Genomic DNA, 23,152 nt, shown 5'->3' with positions numbered 1-23,152 from the left:
GCCTTTTAAACGCGGGTTGTTCAAAAATAGTCAGATCGTCGCACCCGTTCGGCAAACCCTGCGGAGGCGTGAGCTTTGCTACGCCGCACAAAAGGGCATTCGAGGATGAAGGCCTGATGGCTGTTTTTCACCAACCCCCTACAGCGCCACGGCCACCGCCTCGGCGGCCTCGTGAATAAAGGTGAACTCCAGCTCCCGGCGCACGTTCTCGGGGATATCCTCCAGGTCGTCGCGGTTGCGGTCCGGGGCGATGATCTTCCTGACCCCGGCCCGGTGGGCGGCCAGCACCTTCTCCTTGAGGCCGCCGATGGCCAGTACCCTGCCGGTCAGGGTGATCTCGCCGGTCATGGATACATTGCGCCTGGCGGGCCTGTTCGTCAGGAGCGACACCAGGGCCGTGACCATGGTCACGCCGGCGGACGGGCCGTCCTTGGGGATGGCCCCCGACGGCACGTGGATATGGATGACCCTGTTTTCGAAGGCGTCCGGGGCAATGCCGAAATCGCCGTAATGGGCCTCCACGTAGGAGAGCGCGGCCCGGGCCGATTCCTTCATCACGTCCCCCAGGGAGCCGGTCAGGATCAGTTCCGGCTTGCCCGGCATGCTGGTGGCCTCCACGAAGAGGATGTCGCCGCCGGTCTCGGTCCAGGCCATGCCGGTCACCACGCCGATCCGGTCGTCCTCGGCCGCCACCTCGTTGTGGAACTTGCGCGGCCCGAGCAGTTCCGTCACCACCTCGGTGGTGATCTCCCGGCGGGGCTCCTTTTTCTGGGTGATCTCCTTGGCCACCTTGCGGCAGACCGAGCCGATGGTGCGTTGCAGGTTGCGCACGCCCGCCTCGCGGGTGTAGTCGCCGATCACCTTCAGCACCGCCGCGTCATGGAATTCGGGAGGCGTGCCGGTGAGGCCGTTTTCCTCGATCTCGCGGCGGATGATGAAGTTGCGGGCGATGTGCAGCTTCTCCTCGGTGCTGTAGCCGGCCAGGCGGATGACCTCCATGCGGTCCTTGAGCGGGCCGGGGATCGGGTCGAGCTGGTTGGCTGTGGTGATGAACATGACCTTGGACAGGTCGAACGGGACGTCCAGGTAATGGTCGTTGAACGAGAAGTTCTGCTCCGGGTCCAGCACCTCCAGCAGTGCCGAGGCCGGGTCGCCGCGGAAGTCCAGCCCCAGCTTGTCGATCTCGTCCAGCATGAAGACCGGGTTGTTGCTGCCGCAGCGGAAGAGTTCCTTGATGATCCGGCCGGGCAGGGCGCCGATGTAGGTGCGGCGGTGGCCGCGGATTTCGGCCTCGTCCCGCACCCCCCCCAGGGAGATGCGCACGAATTTGCGCCCCAGGGAGCGGGCGATGGATTTGCCCAGGCTGGTCTTGCCCACGCCGGGAGGGCCGACGAAGCAGAGCACCGGCCCCTTCATGTTCTCCTTGAGGGAACGCACCGCCAGGAACTCCATGATGCGTTCCTTGACCTTTTTCAGGTCGTAATGGTCCTCGTTGAGGATCTCCTCGGCCCGGACCATGTCCAGACTGTCTTCCGTGCTCTTGTTCCAGGGCATGCCGGCCAGGTAGTCCAGGTAGGTGCGGGATACGGTGTACTCGGGGGAGGCCGGGTTGATCCGCTCCAATCGTTTGAGTTCCTTGTCGGCGATCTTCTGGACCTCTTCCGGCAGGCCGGCCTCCTCGATCAGCCGCCGCAACTCGTTCATGTCCGAGGCGCGGGGGTCTTCCTCGCCCAACTCTTCCTGGATGTGCTTCATCTGCTCGCGCAGGATGTATTCCTTCTGATTTTTGCCGACCCGGCGGGTCACCTCGCTGGAGACCTCGTTCTTGATCTGCATGCGCTGAACCTCGTTGGTCAGGTGCACGTAGACCTTTTTGAGGCGGTCCAGGGGATCGACGGTTTCCAGCAGTTCCTGCAGGTCGGAGGCCGGCAGGTTGACGTACAGCGCCACCAGGTCGGACAGGCGCGCCGGGTTGTCGATGTAGTCGATCATCTTCATGACGTCATCCGGCAGCGGTTTGCCGTGGGAAAGGGAGATCTTCAGCAGGGCGTTCAGGCTCTGCACCAGCGCCTCGGATACCAGGCTCTTCTCCACGAATTCCCGCACCAGTTCGCAGGTGGCCAGCATGACCGGAGCGGTCTGCTCGATGCCCAGGATGCGCAGCCGGGCCATCCCTTCCAGGGTCACCTTGAACCTGCCGTCTCCCAGCTTTTTGATCTGATTGACCCGGCAGAGTGTCCCGATCTCGCTCATATCCGCCAGGGTACTGGCGGTGGCGGCCTCCGGGCGGAGCAGCACGATGGCCACGTACTTTTCATAATTGTCCGCTTCGGAGAAGACGCGCAATTCGCGTTCGTCCACGTAGAGCGGGAAGATCATGTAGGGAAAGGGCACCATCTCCTTCTGGGGGTAGAGCGGCAGCCTTTCCGGTATTTCGATGTTTGTATGGGGCATGGAAACCTGTTCCTTGTCTGAAGGGGTGATAAGTGATGTCTTATTCTTTTAACATACTTTCGGAGCTTATTCAAAAATCTAAACCCCGAAACGACGGTCTTCTCCGGTCATGGTCCGGTAATTGTATAAAATTCAGATGGTTCTGACCACGTGGGGCAGGCCGGCCGTGGGTCTGCTTTCGGTCGGGCCCAAGGGGCGAGGCCGATGCGGCGGCGAACCTACACCGGCTGTCCGTCCCGTACCTTGACACCCACCACGCGAACGCGGGCGCCCGGTCCCGCCAGTTCCCGATAGAGCCGCGCCAGGAAGCGAACCGTCACCAGCCGGTGAACTGCCGCCTGGGAGAGGCGGTAGAGCAGACGGCGGAATGGTGAGGGCGAGGGGCTGCCGAGGAGCAGGGGGCAATATTCGGAGAGTTCCAGGGAGACGCGGACGCCGTCCGGCAGCTCTTTGACGCCGAAGCGCAGTTCGCCCCGCTCGTTTTGACCCGGCTGCACCAGCATGCCGCCGCAGATGCGCAGCACGACGGCCTGTTGCTCTGCCACCGGCGGGAGGAAGCTGATCAGGCTCCAGCGGCTGGTGAACAGGCGGAACCGAATGCCCGAGGCCGAGCAGTGGGGGCGGATGACGGTGGCGGTGCATCGGCGGATGTAGGCCAGATAGCGGTCCAGGAGTATCTCCGGCGTGAGCGGCGCCGCAAGGGTGGCCGGGAAGACGCTCCACTGGATGGAGAAGACCGACGCGTCGTCCACCAGGACCTGCTGGCAGGCGATCTCCTGATCGCGGGGCAGCGGCATGGCCTAGCCCCGGGTCAAGCGCCCGATGAGCGCTTCGTGCTGCGGGAAGAGTTCGGCCAGGTCGCGCTCATTCCCCGATTCGAAGTCGTTGACATCGAAGCCGGGCGCCACGGTGCACCCCACCAGGGCAAAATCGCCGGAGCCGGCCACCTTTTCGGCGGAGCGGTAGGTCTCGCGGAACCATCCCCCCTCGGGATGGCGGGCGAGCTGTAGCAGTTCGGTCCAATAAGGGGCGGTGTGGGTGTGCATGGCTAGTGGTATTCCTCATTACTGCCGAGATTGCTGGTCATGGAAACCGCGGTTAACCGCAGATAGAAGGAGCGGATTCCCGGACCGTATTGGTAGAGGTGCCGTCAAGTACGGCCCATTCTGCCATTGGTTTGAGATATTGCAATCATTTTCAGGCAAGAGACCGGTCAGACTGCCATGAATGGCCATTGCCGTCATGCCCTCACGTTTTGAACTGCCCGTGGCGTTGCCATCTGGCAGTGTCATGTTTTTTATGCTAGTCTCGCCTTATCCGGGGACTCCGGACGCCGTTTTTTCAATATCCCGACCGATCGGTAGGTGACACCCTCCATGACCATAGTCCATATCCTTATTCTTGCGGCAGTTCAAGGGGCCGCCGAGCTCTTGCCCGTGTCCAGTTCCGCCCATGTCATTGTGATTGCCAAGCTGATGGGACTCGACCCGACCACCCCGGAGATGACGCTGCTTTTAGTCATGCTCCACACCGGCACCATGTTTGCGGTGATCTGCTATTTCTGGAAATCCTGGAAGAGTGGGTTCTTTGCCTCGCGTCGGCAATTTATGGCATCCCTCAAGCTGATCACACTCGCCACGATCTTGACTGGAGCTGTGGGGCTGGCGCTGAAGGCGTTGATCGAACGTTTTGCCCTGGGCAACGTCCCGCATGCCGAGATCGAACTGTTGTTCGGTAATCTGGGCCTGATCTCGGCGGCCCTGGCCGCGGCAGGGCTTTTGATCATCATCGCCGGCCTGAGAGGAACCCCCCCGGTGAAGCCTCGCGAGATTGGGACGGGAGAGTCAATCCTGATTGGCATGGTGCAGGGGCTCTGTCTCCCGTTCCGGGGCTTTTCCCGCTCCGGGGCGACCATATCCGTCGGTCTCTTGCTGGGGGTCGCCAGGGTAAAGGCCGAGGAATTCAGTTTTGCCCTGGCCGTGGTGTTGACCCCGCCCGTCATCGCCCGCGAGATCCTGCGGTTGCTCAAAGCGCATGAGCTCGCCACATCGGGAGCGGATCTGATGGGTCTCTTCCTCCCCGGTGTCGTGGGGATGATGTCGAGCTTCCTCGCGGGACTTCTGGCCCTGCGCTGGCTCTCCGACTGGTTGGAGAAAGGGCGTTGGCACTTCTTCGGCTACTATTGCCTGGGCGCCTCGCTCGTTGTGTTTATTTTCCATGGAATCGGCGTATGAAAAATTCCGGCGAAAATACCCACCCCTATTGAATCTATCGGCCCATGAATGGAAATTGTTGCTATTCATGCGGAGGATAGAGCGGGATCTGACGGACATGCAGACGAGGCTCGTCACCCCCGAAGAGCTGCCCCGGGCAAAGAATCTTCTTGTCCACGAGGTAGTATTGTCCAACGCCAGCACCTCAGGTATCGCCGTGGGGTTTCTTCATCTGTCGCGGATGGATTTGCCGTTGGACGAGCGGCGGCTAAATATCAGAAGATAACCGCTACCCAGGTAAGGTCCGCTTTTTCACGATGGATCAGGCCTGCGGAGTTTGTTCAGGTCACCTGTGGGCCGCAACCGCAATGATGCGCGAAACTTTATCGTGCGAGGTGTCTGGGGTGTTGCACAAAAAACGCCTGTTCGCCATTGGCGATGTCAATGCCTTTTTCGGCCTGATGCTGGACAACATGTCCGGCCTGGTCATCATGGCCGCCATCCTGACCGGCGCCTTCGGCATGCCGCGGGAAATCGTGCTCTACCGCATGCTGCCCGGCAGCGCCATGGGGGTCTTGGTGGGCGACCTGCTGTACTCCTGGATGGCCTGGCGCCTGGCCAGGCGCACGGGGCGGGCTGATGTGACCGCCATGCCCCTGGGGTTGGACACCCCCTCCACCTTTGGCCTGGCTTTCGGCGTGATCGGCCCCTGTTACCTGGCGAGCAAGGATGCCCATTTCACTTGGCAGGTGGCCATGGGGGTCATCGTGCTGATGGGGATCTTCAAGATCGCCGTCTCCTTTTGCGGACCGGCCCTGCGCCGTGCCATCCCCCGGGCCGGCCTGCTGGGGAGCATCGCTGCCGTGGCGCTGCTCCTGATCGCCTATCTGCCGTTCCTCAAGCTGTTCGCCTCGCCCGTGGTCGGCTTCCTCTCCCTTGGGATCGTTTTCATTTCGCTTCTGGCACGTTTCCGGCTGCCCCTGCGCATGCCGGGCGCACTGGCGGGCATCCTGCTCGGCACGGCGGCCTATTATCTGCTGTCAGCCTTTGACCTGCTGCCCGGTACGGGCCACGCTGTCTTCCGGCCTTTTGCGCTCTCCGTTCATCTGCCGTTGCCGACCCTGGAATTTGTGCCCGGCCTGACGAAAGCCCTGGCTTATCTGCCGCTGGCGATCCCGTTTGCCCTTGCTACGGTGGTTGGCGGTGTCGATGTCACCGAGAGCGCGGCCGTGGCCGGTGACGACTACAACACCCGCGACGTCCTCCTGGTGGAAGGGGTTGCCACCCTCGTGGCCGGCGTCTGCGGCGGCGTGATCCAGTCCTGCCCCTATATCGGCCACCCGGCCTACAAGGAGATGGGGGGGCGCTCCGGGTACACCATCGCCACGGCCCTGTTCATCGGCCTGGGGGGGATACTGGGCTACCTCTCGTTCTTCGTCAGCCTCCTGCCCGAGGCGGCGGTGGCGCCGATCCTGATCTTCATCGGGGTCGAGATCACCGCCCAGGCTTTTGAGGCAACCCCCCACAACCATTACCGGGCCATTGCCATCTCCTTCATTCCGGCAATCGCCTGCCTCGTGTCGATCCAATTCGGCCAGATGCTGGGCGGACTGGGCAAGAGCGCCGCCGACCTGTCGGGGGATTTGCTGGCGACCTATACCGCCACGACCCTTCTGGGGAACGGTTTCATCGTCACGTCGCTGCTCTGGGGCGCCACCTTCTCCCATGTCCTGGACCATCGGCCGGGCCGGGCGGCCCTCTACCTCACGGCCTGCGCCCTCTGCTCCCTGTGCGGGGTGATCCATTCGCCGCTCGCTTCGGGGGCGCTGTTTTCGCCCCTGTCGCCCCCTGCTCCGATCGTCTGGCATCTGGCCGCCGGTTACGGGGTGATGGCTTTGGCCTTCGGGGTGCTGGAATGGGGGCGGAAACCCCGTTCCTTGCCATCGGACGAAGTTGTGTCACAATAACCTTCTCATCATGATCAAAGGTGGCACGGCCCTCCGCACAAATCGGTGCGCCGGGTAATAAGGATGTGTTTTCCCCTGCCGCGGTGCGGGCGTATATGCCGAATGCCGCCTAAGAAGACAATTGAAGCCATAACCACGAAGGAGGACGTACTATGAAAAAGATCGGCGTGGTGCTTTCGGGGTGCGGAGTGCGCGACGGCAGCGAGATTCACGAGGCGGTCTTTGCCCTCCTGGCGATCGACCGGAACGGAGCCGAGGCGGTCTGCATGGCGCCCAATGCCGATTACCCCGAGACCAACCATCTGACCATGCAGGAAACCGGGAACAAGCGCAACGCACTGGTCGAGGCCGCCCGCATTGCCCGCGGTAATATCCGTGATATCAGTGAGGTGCAAGCGGCCGATCTGGACGCCGTCGTCCTCCCCGGCGGATTCGGGGCGGTGAAAAACCTCTGCGATTTTGCCGTCAAGGGGGCCGGCGCCACGGTTCATCCCGAGGTGGCACGTCTGCTCCGGGAGATGGCGACGGCCGGCAAACCGATCGGCGCCATCTGCATCGCCCCGGCCGTTGTGGCGATGGTGCTGGGCAAGGACAGGGCGCCGACCCTGACCATCGGCAATGATGCGGGCACGGCGGCCGAGATGGAAAAGACCGGCGCCCGGCATCAGGAGTGCCCGGTCACCGAATTCGTCGTGGACCGCGCGAACAAGATCGTGTCCACTCCGGCCTACATGCTGGCGCACCGTATCTCGGAGGCGTACGAGGGGATCGACAAATGCGTGAAGGAAGTGATTGCATTGCTATGACGATATGATATGGTCCTCCCCCCTTGAAAGAACCTGTCAACTCTCTGGTCGACCATACGCAAAGAAGGCGCGGGGCAGTCTCCGTGCCTTCTTTGCGGTCCAGAAACGAAAGAAGGAAAAGGAACGATGAAATTGGCCCTGTTCATCCTGTTTGCCCTGGTCACCGCTTTCACCTACTGGCTGCGCCACATCAATCTGCGCCACCTGAAGCAATACGGCTCGGCCGTGCCCGAGGAGTTCGCGGGGAGCATCGACGAGGACAAACTGCGCGCAAGCACCGCCTATACCCTGGACAGCAGCCGGCTCGGGCTGTGGGAGTCGCTGTTCGACAATGGGCTTTTGCTCCTGTTCCTGTTCGGCGGGCTGGTCGTGGTGTATGACCGGTTTGTCATGGGGCTCTGCGGGGGCGTCATCACTTCGGCCATCATCTATTTCCTTCTCCTTGCCTGGATACAGACCCTGCTGGGCCTCCCCTTCGATCTGTACGGCACCTTCCGCATCGAGGCCCGTTACGGCTTCAACACGACCACGCCGAAGCTGTGGCTCATGGATCTTTTCAAATCCCAGGCCATCGGAGCCCTCTTGCTGGCCTTCCTGGTCGCCGTGGCCTTCTGGTTGATCCAATGGAGCCCCGGCCACTGGTGGATCTGGGTGTGGGCCTTCATGGCGTTGTTCAGCCTGTTCATGATGTTTCTCTCCCCCTATGTGATTGAGCCGCTTTTCAACAAGTTCGAGCCGGTTACGGAGGAGGGGCTGGAGGCGGAGATTCGCGTCATGATGGGGAAGGCGGGCCTGAAAGTGGGGCGGGTGATGCAGATGGACGCCTCCCGGCGCAGCAAGCATTCCAATGCCTACTTTACCGGCATCGGCAAGGTCAAGCGCATCGTGCTGTTCGATACCCTCATCGAGCAGATGACCCACGGCGAGATCGTGGCGGTGCTGGCCCACGAAATCGGCCACTGGAAGAAGGGGCATATCTGGAAACGGCTGGTGACCGCCGAACTGCTGGCCCTTGGCGGGGCCTGGATCAGTTTCAAACTGCTCACCTGGCCCGCCCTGCCCGGCCTCTTGGGGATTGAGGGTGACCTCTCCCTTCCGTCCCGGATGGTCATCTTAGGCTTTATCGGCTCGTTGGTGTTGTTCCCCGTGACGCCGTTTTCGGCGTGGCGCTCCCGTTGCCACGAACGGGAAGCGGACCGCTTCGCCACCGACCTGACCGGCCGCCCCCAGGATCTGGCCTCGGCCCTGGTTAAGCTGTCGGTCGAGAACCTCTCCAATCTGTTCCCCCATCCCTGGTATGCCGCTTTCTATTATTCCCATCCGCCAGCCGTGGAGAGGGTCCGGGCGCTACGGAATGCAATCTCTGCCACCGGCAAGGGGGACCCGTCCCCCTGACACCCCGGGGTTTGTCGCCCCGGTTGGTGCCACTGTTTTTGTCGCGTGCAAAAAAATCTTGACAGAGAAGACGCGGACTCCTATTCTGAATGAGTGATCATTCAGAATAGGAGAAGAAATGTCCTGCAAGCGCGACGACATTTTTAATGCAGCACGTAAACTTATCGCCGAGTGCGGCTTCCATGGGGCTTCGGTTTCCCTGATCGCCGACCGGGCCGGGGTCGGCGCCGGTACGATCTATCTCTACTTCAAGAGCAAGGATATCCTCATCAACGAGCTTTACCGGGATATCGAGAAGCGGGTATCGGCCTTCATCCTCAAGGGCTATCCGGAAACAGGACCGATCAGGGAGCGGTTCATCCATCTCGGAACGCGTCTCATCACCTACTTCATCGCCAACCCCCTTGATTTCCGCTATGGGGAGCAATTTTACAACTCCCCGTACGGCACGGCCTTTCGCAGGGACAGAATCATGGGTGAGCCGGGCAAGCGCACGGTGTATAACGACCTGTTCGAACAGGGCGTTGCCCAGCAGGTCTTGAAGGATCTGCCGTTTTTTGTCATAGATTCCCTGGCGTTTGGCCCGCTGCTCGCGGTGATGCGGGACCATATCCTCGGGTTCATCACCCTGGACAAACCTCTCATAGAGGAGGTCGTTGCGGCAAGTTGGGATTCCGTACGGCGATAACCGCATAACGAGGGAGCGGTTTCGGATACGGTTTTTTTAGAACCGTTTTTTGAATGAGTGTTCATTCTAAATAAATTCTAAGGTGATTCCAATAGGGTTGCCACTCATGACGTACCCATTCAGATGCCGCAGTCGTCTCTCGTTCTCGGTACGTAACAACACGATTCGCCTCAACGCTGTGGTTGAGCCGGAAATTATTCAATTTAGAGGTGTTCCATGCAAAACAATGTAAGAATCATGCTGATTACCCTCATGGGGGTATTTGTTGGCGGGCTGCTGCTGACGGGCTGCGGGAAAAAGCAGACTGCCGACGGAGCGGCGCCGAAGGCCGGTCCCCCCGAAGTGGGGGTGGTGGTTATTCAGCCGCAGCGCGTTGCCCTGACGACGGAAGTGCCGGGACGTACCTCGCCCCACCTGATTGCCGAAGTCCGCCCCCAGGTCAACGGCATCATCCAGAAGCGGGTTTTCACCGAAGGAAGCGATGTCAAGGCAGGCCAGGTACTCTACCAGATTGATCCGGCAACCTATCAGGCGACCTACGCCAGCGCCAAGGCGGCGCTTGCCAGGGCGGAAGCCAGTCTGGCGAGCGTCCGGCTGAAAGCGGGGCGCTATAAGGAGTTGGTGAAGATCAAGGCGGTCAGCCAGCAGGACTACGATGACGCCTACGCCGCGCTCAAGCAGGGCGAGGCCGATGTGGCCTCCGCCAAGGCCGCGGTGGAAACCGCCCGCATCAATCTGGCCTATACCAAGGTAACGGCCCCCATCTCCGGGCGGATCGGCCGCTCCAGCGTGACCGACGGGGCGTTGGTGACCGCAAACCAGGCTACGGCCCTGGCCACCGTCCAGCAGTTGAGCTCCATGTATGTGGATGTCACCCAGTCCAGCGCCGAACTGCTGCGTCTGAAGCAGAGCCTGGCCAGCGGCATTCTGAAAAGCAATGCGGCAACCCAGGCCCGGGTCAAGCTGATATTGGAGGACGGCAGCGCCTATCCGTTGCCGGGCGCCCTGAAGTTTTCCGAGGTTACCGTGGACCAGAGCACCGGTTCCGTGACCCTGCGGGCGGTCTTCCCGAACCCGAAACAGGCCCTGTTGCCGGGTATGTTCGTCCGCGCCATTCTGGAGGAGGGGGTTAATGAGAACGCCATCCTGGTCCCGCAGCGCGGCGTGACCCGCAACCAGAAGGGGGAAGCCACGGTCATGGTGGTAGGGGCGGAGGAAAAGGTGGAGCAGCGGGTCATCAAGGTTGCCCGGACCGTCGGCGAGAACTGGCTGGTCAGCGACGGCCTCAAGGCGGGTGACCGCGTGATTCTGGAAGGGTTGCAGAAGGCGCGTCCGGGAACGCCGGTCAAGGCCGTTCCCTTCGGCAGCCAGCCTGCCGCAGGGGCCTCTCCTGCCGCAGCAACTCAGCCCGCCGCAGCAAAAAAATAAAGGAGATCCTCCATGCCTCGTTTTTTCATCAATCGCCCGATCTTTGCCTGGGTGATCGCCATCATGATCATGCTGGCGGGTCTTCTGGCGATCAAGACATTGCCGGTCTCCCAGTATCCGCCGATTGCGCCGCCCCAGATCACCATCAACGCCACGTATCCGGGGGCCTCGGCCCAGACGGTGCAGGATACGGTTACCCAGGTCGTCGAACAGAAACTCAACGGCATCGACAACCTGATTTATATGGCGTCCACCAGCGATTCCGCCGGCTCCGTCTCCATCAACCTGACCTTCAAGGCCGGGACCGACCCGAATATTGCCCAGGTGCAGGTACAGAACAAGCTGCAACTGGCCACCCCGCTATTGCCCCAGGTCGTGCAGAAACAGGGGATTTCGGTGGTGAAGTCCACAAAGAACTACCTGATATTGGTTGGCCTCGTCTCGGAAGACGGTTCCATGGACCGCTTCGGCCTGACCGACTACCTGGTGGCCAACGTGCAGGACATCGTCAGCCGGCTCGAAGGGGTGGGCGAGCTACAGGTGTTCGGTTCCCAGAACGCCATGCGCATCTGGCTGAATCCGACCAAGCTGAACAACTACAAGCTGACTTCCACTGATGTGAGCAACGCGGTCACGGCCCAGAACGCCCAGGTCTCGGCCGGTCAGTTCGGCGGCACCCCCGCTATGCAGGGACAACAATTAAACGCCACCATCACCGCCCGGACCCTGCTCCAGACGCCGGAGCAGTTCGGGGAGATCATCCTGCGCACCAACAGCGACGGCTCCACGGTCAAGCTGAAGGATGTGGCCGAGTGCAAGATCGGCACGGAAAGCTATGATATCAACGGTTTCTACAAAGGGAAACCGGTGGGGATGATGGCCATCAGGCTGGCTGCCGGCGCCAACGCGCTGGATACCGCCACCAGGATCAAGGCGAAGATGACGGAGTTGTCCAAGTTCTTCCCTGCCGGCGTCAAGGTGGCGTACCCCTACGACACCACCCCCTTTGTGAAGATCTCCATCGAAGAGGTGGTCAAGACCTTGTTTGAGGCGGTCTTCCTGGTCTTTATCATCATGTTCGTGTTCCTGCAGAACATCCGGGCGACGCTGATCCCCACCATCGCGGTGCCGGTGGTGCTCCTGGGCACCTTCGGGGTCTTGTCGGCCTGCGGGTTCTCCATCAACACCCTCACCATGTTCGCCCTGGTCATTGTCATCGGCCTCCTGGTTGATGACGCCATCGTCGTGGTCGAGAACGTGGAACGCATCATGAGCGAAGAGGGGTTGCCTCCTAAGGAGGCGACCATCAAGTCCATGGGGCAGATCACCGGCGCCCTTTGGGGGATCGTCACCGTGTTGACGGCGGTCTTTACGCCCATGGCCTTTTTCGGCGGCTCCACCGGCGTCATCTACCGCCAGTTTTCCATTACCATCGTCTCCGCCATGATCCTCTCGGTCGTGCTGGCCATGACCCTCACCCCGGCCCTCTGCGCCACCCTGCTCAAGCCGGTGGCGAAGGGGCATGTCCCAGGCGAATCGGGCTGGTTCAAAACGCCCTTCCATCTGTTCAACAACTGGTTTGACCGCCGCAGGGAGCAGTACGAGGGGCTCGTCGGCCGTTCCTTCGGCAAGCCGCTGCGCTATCTGATGGTGTACGGTGCCATCGTCGCGTGCATGGCCTTCCTCTTCCTCCGTCTGCCAACCGCGTTCCTGCCGGATGAGGACCAAGGATTTCTCATTTGCCAGATCCAGTTGCCGGCAGGGGCTACGGAAGAACGGACCATCCAGGTCATACATCAGCTGGAAAAGCACTTTAATGAACAGGAACAAAAGACCGTGGAATCGGTAGTTACGGTGGCGGGTATCAGCTTTGCCGGTCGCGGCCAGAATATGGGCCTTGCCTTTGTGAAGCTTAAGGACTGGAAGCTTCGCCAGTCCCCTGAGCTGAAGGCGCCGGCTATTGCCGCGCGAGCCATGGGGGCTTTCTCCAAGATCAAGGACGGCCTGGTTTTTGCCATTTCCCCCCCCGCGGTAATTGAACTGGGGCAGGCCAACGGTTTTGACTTCATGCTCCAGGACCGTAGCGGGGTTGGGCACGAAAAACTGATGGAGGCACGTAACCAGCTTTTGGGCATGGCCGCGAAGAATCCGAAACTGATGGCGGTGCGCCCCAACGGCCAGGACGACTCTCCCCAGTTCAAGCTGGATATCGATGACGTGAGGGCCGGGGCCCAAGGGATTGCCCTGGCGGATGTCAACAGTGTCCTGGCCACTGCCTGGGGTAGTTCCTACGTGAACGACTTCATTGAAAACGGACGGGTCAAGAAGGTCTATCTCCAGTCCGATGCCAAGTACCGCATGGTGCCTGAGGATATCAACACCTGGTATGTCACCAACAAAAACGGTGACATGGTGCCGTTCTCGTCCTTTGCCACCGCTCGCTGGCAGTACGGCTCGCCACGCCTGGAACGGTATAACGGCATTTCCTCCGTGGAGATTCAGGGACAGGCTGCAACCGGGGTAAGTACGGGTGAAGCCATGGCCGAGATGGAGAAGATGGCCGCCCAATTGCCCCCGGGGATCGGCTATGAGTGGACCGGTCTCTCCTACGAGGAGAAGCAGGCGGGTGCCCAGGCACCGGCGCTCTACGCCATCTCGCTGATCGTGGTGTTTCTCAGCGTGGCGGCGTTGTATGAGAGCTGGACCATCCCGTTCGTCAACCTGTTGATGCTGCCGCTCGGCCTGGTGGGTGCGGTTACGGCGGTTACCCTGCGGGTGCTCCCCAACGATATCTACCTCCAGATCGGCCTGCTCACCACCGTGGGGCTTTCAACGAAGAACGCCATCCTGATCATCCAGTTTATCAAGAGCGAGATGCATCAGGGGCTGGGACTGGTCGAGGCCACCCTGGCGGCGGTGAAGATCCGGCTCAGGCCGGTCCTCATGACGTCGCTGGCGTTCTTCTTCGGTACCTTGCCGCTGGCCCTTACCAAGGGAGCGGGGGCCGGGGCCCAGAACGCCATCGGCACCGCCGTCACCGGCGGCCTTCTTTCGGCAACCTTCATCGACCTGATCTTTATTCCGTTTTTCTTTGTCCTGGTTTCCCGCCTGTTCGGGAAGAAGCAGAACCACCAGCTCCCCCCCGCAGAACCGGACGTTGCCGTCAAACCTTCGGAGGTGAACTGATATGAGAGATATCAAACGCATAACCACATCCCTGTGCCTCCCGTTGGGGGTGCTCGTCTGCCTGGCCGGCTGCTCGACCATGGCGCCCACCTATACGCGTCCCGAATCTCCCGCCCCGACCGCATGGCCGAGCGGTCCGGCCTACAAGAACAGCGCGGCCAAACCGGGCGAGCGGGCGGCTGCCGATATCCCTTGGAAGGATTTCTTCCAGGACGAGAACCTGAGGAAGGTCATCGAGCTGGCGCTGGCCAATAATCGCGATCTGCGGGTGGCCACGCTCACCATCGAGAAATACCAGGCCATGTACCAGATCCAGCGGGCCGAACTCTTCCCGACGGTCAACGCCACCGGCAGCGGCACGGTCCAGCGCTACCCGGCAAGCGTCTCGAGCAGCGGAAATGCCTCTATTACCCGCGCATACAGCGCCAATCTGGGCTTCAGCTCCTATGAGCTGGACTTCTTCGGACGGGTGCGGAGTCTCAAGGACCAGGCGCTGGAGCAATACCTGGCCACGGAACAGGCACGGATCAGCAGCCAGATCTCCCTGGTGGCCCAGGTCGCCAGCAGTTACCTGACCCTTGCCGCGGACCGGGAACGCCTGCAACTCGTCACGGATACGCTTGCCAGCCAGCAGGCCTCCTACGACCTGACCAAGCGCCGTTACGAGCTGGGGGCATCATCGGAACTCGACCTGCGCCAGGCCCAGACCAGTGTCGACACGGCACGGGCGGACATGGCAAAATACACCTCCCAGGTGGCCCAGGACGAGAACGGCCTGACGCTGCTGGTCGGTTCCCCGGTCCCGGCGGAGTTGCTCCCGTCCAAGCTCGGCACGACGGCCATGCTGAAGGAGATCGGTCCGGGGCTCCCGTCGGAGGTGCTGCAACGCCGCCCCGACATCCTCCAGGCCGAAAGCCTGCTCAAGGGGGCCAACGCCAATATCGGGGCTGCCCGCGCCGCCTTTTTCCCGCGCATCTCCCTGACCGCCTCTGCCGGCACCACCAGCGATCAGCTTGCCAACCTCTTCGCGCCAGGTTCGGCGGCCTGGGCTTTTGCTCCCCAGATCTCCCTGCCGATCTTCGATGGCGGGGCAAACCGAGCCAATCTTAACGTGGCCAAGGTGGACCGGCAGATCTACGTGGCCCAGTATGAAAAGGCGATCCAGACCGCTTTCCAAGAGGTCGCCAACGCCCTCGCGGAGCGCGGAACCCTGGGCGACCAGTTGGCGGCCCAACAGTCGCTGGTCGAGGCGACTACCGTGAGTTACAACCTGTCCGAGGCGCGTTACCGCAACGGGGTCGATAGTTACCTGGTTGTGCTGGACTCCCAGCGTTCCCAGTACGCGGCCCGGCAGAATCTGATCAGTGTCAGCCTTTCGCGGCTGACGAACCTGGTGACGCTCTACAAGGTGCTTGGCGGCGGGGGCATATAGATAGGCCGTTACCCATCCCCACCGCACCTGACAGGTCGAACTGCGGCCGTCAGTGCGGTGCGGGTGAAGAGCGGACGAGCATGCGGTTTAAAAAAAGTGTGGTACAAAGAGTAATGCGAAAAAAACGACAGTGTCCGGCAGGCGATTGCAGTGCAGCAATTTGTCAGTGCCGGGCACTGTTGCCGTACCAGGGATGGTTGCCATGAAAGATCTCAAGGCCTATTTTTTCCCCCGCCACTATCCGGCGCCGCGCGACATACTGATACTGATGATCCTGTTCGGGGGGGCCTTCTTTCTCTTCCTCGGCAATGCCGGGTTGATCGAGCCGGACGAGGGGCGTTATGCGGAAGTCCCCCGGGAGATGCTGGAGCGGGGCGATTTCGTCACCCCGATGCTCAACTATGTCGCGTATTTCGAAAAGCCTCCCCTGCACTACTGGCTGAACGCCCTTTCGTTCAAACTCTTCGGGCTGAACGAATTCGCCGCCCGGTTTGCCGGTGCGCTGGCGGGTCTTTTGACCGTGCTGCTGGTCTATCATACCGGCCGCAAACTGTTCGGCAGACGCGAGGGGCTGCTCTCCGCCTTCATCCTGGGCACCTCTACCGGGTTCATCGCCCAGTCCCGCATCAATCTGACCGACATGACGTTGACCGTGTGCCTGTCGGCGGCCCTGTGCTGCTTCATCATCGCCGCCGATGACCAGGAACGGCATAAAGGGCGCTACTACTATGCACTGTACCTCTTCGCGGCCCTGGCCGTGCTCGCCAAGGGGCTGGTCGGGCTGCTCTTCCCCGCAGGCATCATCGTCCTCTACCTGGCAACGACCCGGCGCTGGCATCTGCTGAAGGAAATGCGCCTCCCCGGCGGCAGCGCGCTTTTCCTGGCAGTGGCGGCCCCCTGGTTCGTGCTGGTCTCGGCGCGCAACCCGGCATTCGCCCGTTTTTTCTTTATCCACGAGCACCTGGAACGTTTCCTCACCACGGTCCACGACCGTTATCAGCCGTTCTGGTTCTTTATCCCCATCCTGCTCCTGACCATGTTTCCCTGGTCGTTATACGGCGCTCGGGCCATTGCGCGGGCCTGGGGCGAACGGCGCAGCCGGAACGGAGAGCGTCTGCTGTTCCTGCTCCTCTGGGCCGCCTTCATCTTCCTCTTCTTTTCCGCGTCCCACTCCAAGCTGATCCCGTATATCCTTCCCGTGTTTCCGGCCCTGGCCCTCCTGACCGGAAAGATGTTCTCCGACCTGATGGACGCGGAGGAACAGCGGCAGACGTTTGGGCCGGAAAAGGCCATTCTGGGAACGCTTTTGGCAGTAATGGCCGTGCTGGCCATTATCTACCCGCACGTACGGGAGCTTGCCCCGATTCTGACCGGTTCCGGCCTGGTGCGCCCCGGCGGGTCGCTGGTGACGAAACCGCCCCTCCTGTCGCCCCTGGGGGGCGTTGTCGTCGCCTGCCTGGCATTGTCCATGGGGGCGGCGGTCTGGCTGGCCGGCCGGAAAAGGAGCCTGCTGATCCTGTTCGCCGGGCTCTGCCTCGGTTCGTACTTTTTGGAGACCATGGGGCTGCAACTGTTCCTTGAGGGGATCGAGTTCAAAAAGTCTTCGAAGGAGCTCGCCCTGCTGGGGCGGCAGGCCACCTCCCATGGCGGCTGCCTGGCCTCATTCGGTTACGAACAGTCGTTGCCGTTTTATGCCGGGAAGCGGGTGGTGGTCGTGGGAGGCAGGGGAGAGTTGGAGTTCGGGAGCAGGCAGGGGGACCAGACGGCCTGGTTTGTCGAGGAAACCGATTTCCTGCGGTTGTGGCAGGGGGAGCAGCCGGTTGCCGCTTTGCTCAAGCGGGCCGACTACGAGCGGATTGCCCCCCGGCTCGTCCCCGCACCCGTCGTCTTGGGGACCAAGGGCAAAAAGATGCTGATCTGCAACCGGAGCGCGGCAGGAGGTGCGTTGCCGCCGGGTACGCAGAGCGCGTTCGTGAAGGGGCGGTCGGCTGACGACGAGGGAGCGGCGGGAAACGCTCGTTGAGGCCCCCCATTCCGTACCCGCATCAATCCTTCGTGTACAGCACCGCCACCGCCTTGGCCTTTTCTTCGCCCACGGCAACCCAGCCATGGGGCTGGCTGGAGTCGTAATAGATGCTGTCGCCGGCGCGCAGGCGGATGACCTCGTTGTTGTAGTGGAGATCCAGTTCCCCGGCGACGATGTAGAGAAACTCCTCATCCCCCTCGTGCTTGAAGAAAAGCCGCTCATCCCAGGAACAGGCGTCGAACTCCACCAAAAACGGTTCCATGTGCTTGTGCCGCATCCCCTGGGCCAGGGAATGGTAGACATAGGGGCGTGAAACGTCGTTGATGATCGGCCGCTGAACCGCTTCGAACCCCGGGAGCGCCTCCCGTTTGGTCATGACGTATCGCTGCCGGTTGCTCTCGTCCTCGAAGAAAAAATGGATGCCGACCTTCAACCCCTTGGCGATCTTGAGCAGCGTTGCCAGAGGGGGAACGACCTGCTCGTTCTCGATCTGCGACAGGAGCGGCTTGGAAAGGGTTGTCAGGTCGGACAGTTCCTGGAGGGTCAACCGCTTCTGCTGGCGGAGCCCCCTGATCTTCTGGCCGATGCGGAATTCTTTGATCTGCGCCTTGATGTCGGTCATATGCCCCTCCGAATGTTTCGGGTGTATGAAATTATTTTTACACAAAATGGATACTGTTTACAATAACATTATTATATCAGGTAGAACATGCGGCGGTTCCCGCCTGCCGCCCTTGAATTCCGTTGACATCCGACTTATACTTGAATCAATAGTTTCCGAGCCGAATCCAATGAGGGGAGTGCATACGAGAACCCTATGAAATTTAAAACCTATTCCCATGTACTGCTGTTCGCCGTCATCTGCGCGCTGCTGCTCGGCGGCCTGGCGGCCTGCAGCGGCAAAAGCGATTCACCCCTGTTTCTCGAATCGAAACGCAAGGCGGGCGAGGCGGAGGCGCCGGTCAAGGATGTGCCCTCCGACATCCTCTCCACCCAGAAGGCCTTCAGCACGGTGGCCAAGAAGGTCACCCCCTGCGTCGTCAACATATCCACCATCAGCAAGAAGAAGATGATGCAGCCGTTCTTTGAAATGTCGCCCTTTTTCGAGGACTTTTTCGGAGGGGACGGGCAACCCCAGTACCGCCGCGACAAGAGCCTTGGCTCGGGGTTCATCATCAGCAAGGACGGCTACATCGTGACCAATGACCATGTGGTGCGCGATGCCGAGACGGTCCAGGTCAAGCTCTCCAACGACAAAGTCTACGATGCGAAGGTCGTAGGCGGCGACCAGAAGACCGATATAGCCGTGATCAAGATCAACGCCACGGACCTGCCGACCGCGGTTCTGGGCGATTCGGACAAGCTTGAGGTCGGCCAGTGGGCCATCGCCATCGGCAACCCCTTCGGCCTGGACCGGACCATGACGGTCGGCGTCATCTCGGCTACCGGCCGCTCCAACGTGGGCATCGAAACCTACGAGAACTTCATTCAGACCGACGCATCCATCAACCCGGGCAATTCAGGCGGCCCCCTGCTCAACATCTACGGCGAGGTCATCGGCATCAACACCGCCATCGTAGCCGCCGGCCAGGGCATCGGTTTTGCCATCCCCGCGAACATGGCCAAGCCGATCTTCAGCCAGCTCATCCGGAAGGGGAATGTGAGCCGCGGCTGGATGGGGGTGACGATCCAGCCGGTCACGGAAGAACTGGCCAGGTCCTTCGGCCTGAAGCAGACCAAGGGGGCTCTGATCAACGACATCATGAAGGGGAGCCCGGCGGAGAGGGCCGGCATTCGCCAGGGAGACGTGATCATCGCCTTTAACGGCACCGACGTGAAGGACCCGTCGCACCTGCAGCGCCTGGTGGGCGAGGCCGGGATCGGCAAGCCGGTCAAGGTGACGATCTTCCGGGACGGCACGCCGCGGGAGGTGACCATGACCCTGACCAGTTCCGACACAGCGTCGAAACAGCGCCGCGGAGCGGGCGGCGAGCCCCAGGGGCGGGGCGATCAGCTCGGCCTTACGGTGGACGACTCCGAGGAAGGTGACGGCGCGGTGGTTGTCGACGTGGCGCGGGGCGGCACGGCCGCCGAGGCGGGCATGCGGCGCGGCGACGTGATCGTCTCCGTCAACCGTATGAGGGTTACCGGCAGCGCCGACTACCAACGCGCCATCCGGCAGGTGCGTCCGGGAAGCACCCTGACCCTCCTGGTGCGGCGCGGCGACGCCAACATCTACTTTGCCTTGCGTCCCAGGTAGTGCTGCTGGTATAGTCATCGGGATCTTGCTGCCTTGCTTCTGGAGTTTTGTTCAAATTTGTGCGAGTATGGACGGATAAATTTCGACAGACGGGGAAAGAGCGCTCATGAACATGATTGAGAATCCCGACCAGGCCAAACGGCTGGCGCGGGCCATCATCTCCGATGTGGCCATGTACAACGCCGAAAAGGTGGAGAGCGGCATCAAGAACGACAATATCTTCGATGTCCTCCGGGAAGAGTTGGAAGAGGGGCGTCAACATTTCTTTTCCCGGGTGTCCCCCGAAGTCGGCCCCGAGGGTATCTTCGACATTGCCGTGGTGGATGTGCTCATCAAGCGGGCCGGCAAGATCGAGTCGAACATCTGGTAGGCTCGCGGCCACGGCAGCGGTTCTTTTCCGGAGGCGCTCCCCTGCACAGGGGATGCGCCTCTGCTTTTTTGATACCCACGGAGTTTAAACGCTTATGAACCAGACGATTCTCATCTGTCCGCCGGACACGGAACCCCAGCGGCTCGACCTCTACATCTGCCGGGAGTTGGGAGGGGAGACGCGCGCCACGGTCCAGCGCCTGATCGAGGCGGGCAATGTGCTGGTTGACGGCAAGACGGCCCGGGCATCCCTGAAGGTCAAAGGGGGGGAGCGCATCCTGGTGGAGATACCGCCGCCCCAGCCCGCCGAGCCGCAGCCCGAGGCGATCCCGCTGGAGGTGCTCTACGAGGATGCCGACCTGATCGTCATCAACAAGGCGGCCGGGATGGTGGTGCATCCGGGGGCGGGCAACAGCTCCGGCACCCTGGTGAACGCCCTCTTGGCCCACTGCCGCGACCTGTCGGGCATCGGCGGCGAACTGCGCCCCGGCATCGTCCATCGTCTGGACAAGGATACCTCGGGGGTACTGGTGGCGGCCAAGAACGACCGCGCCCACCAGTCGCTGTCGAGCCAGTTCAGCGTGCATTCCGTCAAACGCATCTACCAGGCCCTGATCTACGGGAGCCCAAAGGAAGATACGGGCAAGATCGAAGGGATTATCGGCCGCCATCCCACCGAGCGGGTACGTCTGTCGGGCAAGGCCAAGAGCGGCAGGCATGCGGTAACGCGCTGGCGCGTGAAGGAGCGTTACGCCCGCGTGTCCCTGGTGGAGCTGCGCCTGGAGACCGGACGCACCCACCAGATCAGGGTGCACCTCTCCGAGGCCGGCTTTCCCCTCCTGGGGGACCCGCTCTACCCCGACGGCGGTCGCTTCAACAACCTCGCCGATACGCAACTCCGCAAATTGATCACAGCCTTGGGACGGCAGGCGCTGCACGCCCACACGCTGGGATTCATCCATCCCACCACGGGCGAGTTTCTGGAGTTCACCACCGAACCGCCCGAGGACATGGCGGCCGTGATCGACTACCTCCGGAAGAGTATCGCCTAAAGGCCGCTCCCTCCCGGGAGGAAGACCCGCATCCCCATTCTGCCGGTTCCGCGTGACGCCCTTTTCTGTGACGCACGGCTGTGTCCTTGTATCCCCCACCGTTGTTCCAGGGTCTTTCCGTTCCGGGAGGCCCCCTTCCCTGAAAAACGGCAACAACCATTCATGTCCGAAAATAGACCGTTCGGATGCCGTATTCGGCCATTCGGCATATTTTTATTATGGGAACGCCCGGGCCGGATTAAATTGTGCCACGCATACGTGGCACAATATCGGGAGGATTTCATGACGGTAGCGAAAAAACTTTTGTTTCTCATGGTTGGCAGTCTGGCGGTACTGGTCTTTGTTGCGGCGCTTTCCTGGTCAACGGCCGGTTTCATCGAGGGAAGCTACGATGAGATGTTTCGCAGCGATTATCGCCAAGTCCAGCTCTCCACGGATTCGTTGGACCGCATGGGTATGGCGATGCGGGCGTACAAAAACTATCTGATCCGCGGCAACGCCAAGCACGTGGAGGAGTTCCGGAAGGAAACCGGGGCCATTGAGGACAATCTCAGGGAGTTTATCACGCTTTCGGATGCCGATGACCGGAAGGCGGCGGAGCGGGCGCTCCAGCTTCTTGCCGGCTACCGGGCCAGCATGGATAAACTGGTCGGACTCCGGCAGGCCAACACGAATGCCACCGAGGTTGACACCCAGTTGGGGCATGGCTTCGACATGGAGGTGCGAAAGGCGCTGGTCACTTTGGCGGAAACCAATAAAAAGGCCATGGAGACGACGCGTGGGACGGTTCGAGCGCGGGCGCAACAGCGTGTTTATGTGCAGATGGCGTGTGCGTTTGGCGCTGCCGTCGTCCTGCTGGCATTCAGCACGTTGCTGGGCCGGGGGATCAGGAAGAGCATCGCCGATTTTTCGGCAGCCATAGACCGTGTTGCCGATAACGACCTTACGGTACAGGTGAATGTGGAACATCGAGACGAGTTTGGCCAGATGGGGGTGCGGCTGAACGCCATGCTCGACAGTCTGCGCAGGATCATCCAGTCTATGAACGAGAGCGCCCTGCAGGTTTCCGCTGCTTCGTCACAGCTCTCGGCAAGTTCGGTGCGGATCGCCACGGGTGCCGAAGAGGTCGCAGCACAGGCCAATGCCGTGGCGACCGCCAGCGAGGAGATGGCCGCCACCAGCGGTGAGATTGCCCAAAACTGCGGACGGGTGGCGGATGGCGCCCGCCACGCGAGCGACTCTGCGCGGGATGGCGCCGAGGTCGTCGAGTCGACCATCGCCGGCATGGGGCGTATCAGCGACAAGGTCTCCGAGTCGGCACGCACGGTGGAGGCGCTGGGGAAACGTTCCGATCAGATAGGTGCAATCGTCAGTACCATCGAGGATATCGCCGATCAGACCAATCTGCTGGCGCTGAATGCCGCCATCGAGGCCGCTCGCGCCGGGGAGCAGGGGCGTGGTTTTGCGGTTGTGGCCGACGAGGTGCGGGCGCTTGCCGAACGCACCACCAAGGCCACCCGCGAGATCGGGGAGATGATCAAGGCCATCCAGGCGGAAACCCGGGGTGCCGTGGCCATCATGGAAGAGGGGGTGCATGAGGTCGAGCGGGGAAGTGAGGGAGCGGCCAGTTCCGGGCAAGCCCTGCATGTAATCCTCGACAAGGTCAGCGAGGTTGCCATGGAGGTCAATCAGATCGCCACGGCGGCGGAGCAGCAGACGGCCACCACCCACGAGATCACCAGTAATATCCAGCAAATGAGCCGGGTGGTGGATGACACCGCCCATGGCGCCCAGGAGTCGGCCCAGGCAGCCTCCGATCTCGCCCGCCTGGCTGCAACACTGCAGGAAGAGGTAAGAAGATTCCGCCTTGCATAGG

The 23,152-nt window shown here is 61.5% G+C and carries 18 protein-coding genes; 14 read left to right on the top strand and 4 right to left on the bottom strand.

Going from position 1 to position 23,152, the window contains the following annotated elements; translation table 11 throughout:
* Positions 1 to 138 precede the first annotated feature (138 nt).
* The 3 genes from lon to F6V30_RS02340 form a co-directional block, all read right to left on the bottom strand.
* The gene (gene lon, locus F6V30_RS02350; protein WP_151154899.1) at positions 139 to 2,454 is read right to left on the bottom strand and encodes an endopeptidase La; all 2,316 of its coding nucleotides are present in this window, start codon (positions 2,452 to 2,454) and stop codon (positions 139 to 141) included.
* A gap of 218 nt (positions 2,455 to 2,672) precedes the next feature.
* Positions 2,673 to 3,251 carry a hypothetical protein gene (locus F6V30_RS02345; RefSeq protein ID WP_151154898.1) on the bottom strand — a complete coding sequence of 193 codons (579 nt, stop codon included), beginning with the start codon at positions 3,249 to 3,251 and terminating at the stop codon, positions 2,673 to 2,675.
* 3 nt (positions 3,252 to 3,254) lie between these two features.
* On the bottom strand, positions 3,255 to 3,500 hold the full coding sequence (locus F6V30_RS02340) for a cupin domain-containing protein (RefSeq protein ID WP_151154897.1): 246 nt from the start codon (positions 3,498 to 3,500) through the stop codon (positions 3,255 to 3,257).
* 330 nt (positions 3,501 to 3,830) lie between these two features.
* Here F6V30_RS02340 and F6V30_RS02335 point away from each other — a divergent pair, with 330 nt between their 5' ends.
* The 10 genes from F6V30_RS02335 (at position 3,831) to F6V30_RS02295 (ending at position 17,592) form a co-directional block, all read left to right on the top strand.
* Positions 3,831 to 4,688 (top strand): undecaprenyl-diphosphate phosphatase, encoded by an 858-nt coding sequence (locus F6V30_RS02335; RefSeq protein WP_151154896.1) that lies wholly within the window; start codon positions 3,831 to 3,833, stop codon positions 4,686 to 4,688.
* A gap of 97 nt (positions 4,689 to 4,785) precedes the next feature.
* Complete coding sequence (locus F6V30_RS16980; protein WP_191965549.1) at positions 4,786 to 4,953, top strand: hypothetical protein; 168 nt, start codon at positions 4,786 to 4,788, stop codon at positions 4,951 to 4,953.
* A 118-nt stretch (positions 4,954 to 5,071) separates the two neighbouring features.
* Positions 5,072 to 6,634 carry an MFS transporter gene (locus F6V30_RS02330; protein ID WP_151154895.1) on the top strand — a complete coding sequence of 521 codons (1,563 nt, stop codon included), beginning with the start codon at positions 5,072 to 5,074 and terminating at the stop codon, positions 6,632 to 6,634.
* Positions 6,635 to 6,786: 152 nt separating this feature from the next.
* Positions 6,787 to 7,440 (top strand): isoprenoid biosynthesis glyoxalase ElbB, encoded by a 654-nt coding sequence (elbB, locus tag F6V30_RS02325; protein ID WP_151154894.1) that lies wholly within the window; start codon positions 6,787 to 6,789, stop codon positions 7,438 to 7,440.
* A 126-nt stretch (positions 7,441 to 7,566) separates the two neighbouring features.
* Positions 7,567 to 8,835, top strand: coding sequence for a M48 family metallopeptidase (locus tag F6V30_RS02320; protein WP_151154893.1), 1,269 nt, complete (start codon positions 7,567 to 7,569; stop codon positions 8,833 to 8,835).
* A gap of 118 nt (positions 8,836 to 8,953) precedes the next feature.
* A complete protein-coding gene (locus F6V30_RS02315) occupies positions 8,954 to 9,523 on the top strand; it encodes a TetR/AcrR family transcriptional regulator (protein ID WP_151129043.1) in 570 nt (189 codons plus the stop codon).
* Between the two features lie 216 nt (positions 9,524 to 9,739).
* Positions 9,740 to 10,951, top strand: a complete 1,212-nt coding sequence (locus F6V30_RS02310; protein ID WP_151154892.1) for an efflux RND transporter periplasmic adaptor subunit — start codon at positions 9,740 to 9,742, stop codon at positions 10,949 to 10,951.
* A 12-nt stretch (positions 10,952 to 10,963) separates the two neighbouring features.
* The gene (locus tag F6V30_RS02305; protein ID WP_151154891.1) at positions 10,964 to 14,137 is read left to right on the top strand and encodes an efflux RND transporter permease subunit; all 3,174 of its coding nucleotides are present in this window, start codon (positions 10,964 to 10,966) and stop codon (positions 14,135 to 14,137) included.
* A gap of 1 nt (position 14,138) precedes the next feature.
* Positions 14,139 to 15,569 carry an AdeC/AdeK/OprM family multidrug efflux complex outer membrane factor gene (gene adeC, locus F6V30_RS02300; RefSeq protein ID WP_151154890.1) on the top strand — a complete coding sequence of 477 codons (1,431 nt, stop codon included), beginning with the start codon at positions 14,139 to 14,141 and terminating at the stop codon, positions 15,567 to 15,569.
* A gap of 202 nt (positions 15,570 to 15,771) precedes the next feature.
* The gene (locus F6V30_RS02295) at positions 15,772 to 17,592 is read left to right on the top strand and encodes a glycosyltransferase family 39 protein (RefSeq protein ID WP_151154889.1); all 1,821 of its coding nucleotides are present in this window, start codon (positions 15,772 to 15,774) and stop codon (positions 17,590 to 17,592) included.
* A 22-nt stretch (positions 17,593 to 17,614) separates the two neighbouring features.
* Here the strand turns inward: F6V30_RS02295 and F6V30_RS02290 are convergent, their stop codons facing one another.
* The gene (locus tag F6V30_RS02290; protein ID WP_151154888.1) at positions 17,615 to 18,217 is read right to left on the bottom strand and encodes a helix-turn-helix domain-containing protein; all 603 of its coding nucleotides are present in this window, start codon (positions 18,215 to 18,217) and stop codon (positions 17,615 to 17,617) included.
* A 195-nt stretch (positions 18,218 to 18,412) separates the two neighbouring features.
* On the opposite strand from F6V30_RS02290, the gene F6V30_RS02285 reads away from it, so the two are divergent.
* The 4 genes from F6V30_RS02285 to F6V30_RS02270 all read left to right on the top strand — a co-directional run bounded on the left by F6V30_RS02285 (position 18,413) and on the right by F6V30_RS02270 (position 23,151).
* The gene (locus F6V30_RS02285) at positions 18,413 to 19,855 is read left to right on the top strand and encodes a DegQ family serine endoprotease (RefSeq protein ID WP_151154887.1); all 1,443 of its coding nucleotides are present in this window, start codon (positions 18,413 to 18,415) and stop codon (positions 19,853 to 19,855) included.
* Between the two features lie 106 nt (positions 19,856 to 19,961).
* Entirely contained in the window at positions 19,962 to 20,225 is a 264-nt protein-coding gene (locus F6V30_RS02280) for a hypothetical protein (RefSeq protein WP_151154886.1), read from the top strand.
* A gap of 94 nt (positions 20,226 to 20,319) precedes the next feature.
* Positions 20,320 to 21,276, top strand: coding sequence for an RluA family pseudouridine synthase (locus F6V30_RS02275; protein ID WP_151154885.1), 957 nt, complete (start codon positions 20,320 to 20,322; stop codon positions 21,274 to 21,276).
* 282 nt (positions 21,277 to 21,558) lie between these two features.
* Positions 21,559 to 23,151 carry a methyl-accepting chemotaxis protein gene (locus F6V30_RS02270; protein ID WP_191965548.1) on the top strand — a complete coding sequence of 531 codons (1,593 nt, stop codon included), beginning with the start codon at positions 21,559 to 21,561 and terminating at the stop codon, positions 23,149 to 23,151.
* Position 23,152 lies beyond the last annotated feature (1 nt).

It is taken from the genome of Oryzomonas sagensis (assembly GCF_008802355.1).
In the GTDB taxonomy this organism is placed as follows: domain Bacteria; phylum Desulfobacterota; class Desulfuromonadia; order Geobacterales; family Pseudopelobacteraceae; genus Oryzomonas; species Oryzomonas sagensis.
The sequence above is the reverse complement of the archived record's forward strand: the minus strand, read 5'-3'. Positions and strand labels throughout refer to the sequence as shown.